Genomic DNA, 1,490 nt, shown 5'->3' with positions numbered 1-1,490 from the left:
GGCTACGAACTGTGCGAGAACACCCCCCTGCGCGAGGGCGGCGAGGAGTACCTGGACTCGGAGAAGTACCAGCTCCGCCCCCGGGACTGGGAAGCCGCCGAACGCGAGGGACGCACCATCGCCCCCCTCATCACCCGCCTCAACACCGTCCGGCGCCGGCACCCGGCGCTGCAGCGGCTGCGGAATCTCCGCTTCCATCAGACCGACAACGATGCCGTGCTCGCCTACAGCAAGAGCACGGGCACCGACACGGTCATCGTGGTCGTCAACCTCGACCCGCAGCACACCCAGGAGGCCACGGTCTCGTTGGACATGCCGCAACTCGGCCTGGACTGGCACGCCGGCCTGTCCGTACACGACGAACTGACGGGCGAGACGTACCACTGGGGCAGGACCAACTTCGTACGTCTCACGCCGGGCTCCGCGCCGGCGCACGTGCTCCACGTCGAGCGATCGACGCCCCGGATCGGAGGGCCCGCAGCGTCATGACCGTCAACGACCCCGTACCGGACACCTTCGAGGACACTCCCGCCAAGGACCGGGACCCGGAGTGGTTCAAACGCGCCGTCTTCTACGAGGTCCTGGTGCGCTCCTTCCAGGACAGCAACGGCGACGGCATCGGAGACCTGAAGGGCCTGACCGCCAAACTCGACTACCTCCAGTGGCTCGGAGTCGACTGCCTGTGGCTGCCGCCGTTCTTCCAGTCTCCGCTGCGCGACGGCGGGTACGACGTCTCCGACTACACCGCCGTCCTGCCGGAGTTCGGCGACCTCGCCGACTTCGTGGAGTTCGTGGACGCCGCCCACCAGCGCGGCATGCGCGTCATCATCGACTTCGTCATGAACCACACCAGCGACCAGCACCCGTGGTTCCAGGAGTCCCGCAAGAACCCCGACGGCCCGTACGGGGACTATTACATGTGGGCCGACGACGACAAGCAGTACGAGGACGCCCGGATCATCTTCGTCGACACCGAGGTCTCCAACTGGACCTTCGACCCGGTGCGCGGCCAGTACTACTTCCACCGCTTCTTCTCGCACCAGCCGGACCTCAACTACGAGAACCCGGCCGTGCAGGAGGAGATCCTGGCCGCCCTGCGCTTCTGGCTGGACCTGGGGATCGACGGCTACCGCCTGGACGCGGTGCCCTACCTCTACGCGGAGGAGGGGACCAACTGCGAGAACCTGCCCGCGACGCACGACTTCCTCAGGCGGGTCCGCCGTGAGATCGACGCGATGTACCCGGACACCGTACTGCTGGCGGAGGCCAACCAGTGGCCCGAGGACGTCGTCGACTACTTCGGCGACTACCCCAGTGGCGGCGACGAGTGCCACATGGCGTTCCACTTCCCGGTGATGCCGCGCATCTTCATGGCCGTACGGCGGGAATCCCGCCACCCGGTCTCGGAGATCCTGGCCAAGACCCCGGCGATCCCGTCCGGCTGCCAGTGGGGCATCTTCCTGCGCAACCACGACGAGCTGACCCTGGAA

2 protein-coding genes are annotated in these 1,490 nt (G+C 67.1%); both read left to right on the top strand.

Features of this window, described 5'->3' with window-relative positions:
- Positions 1 to 489, top strand: a 489-nt coding sequence (locus ABZ576_RS34380; protein ID WP_360750062.1) for an alpha-glucosidase C-terminal domain-containing protein, incomplete at its 5' end; no start/stop codon positions are given.
- Positions 486 to 1,490, top strand: a 1,005-nt coding sequence (locus tag ABZ576_RS34375; protein WP_360750059.1) for an alpha-amylase family glycosyl hydrolase, incomplete at its 3' end; no start/stop codon positions are given. The genes ABZ576_RS34380 and ABZ576_RS34375, both read left to right, overlap by 4 nt.

Source organism: Streptomyces sp. NPDC013455 (genome assembly GCF_040632975.1).
Classification (GTDB): domain Bacteria; phylum Actinomycetota; class Actinomycetes; order Streptomycetales; family Streptomycetaceae; genus Streptomyces.
Note: the sequence above shows the minus strand (reverse complement) of the source record. Positions and strands in the feature narration are given on the sequence as shown.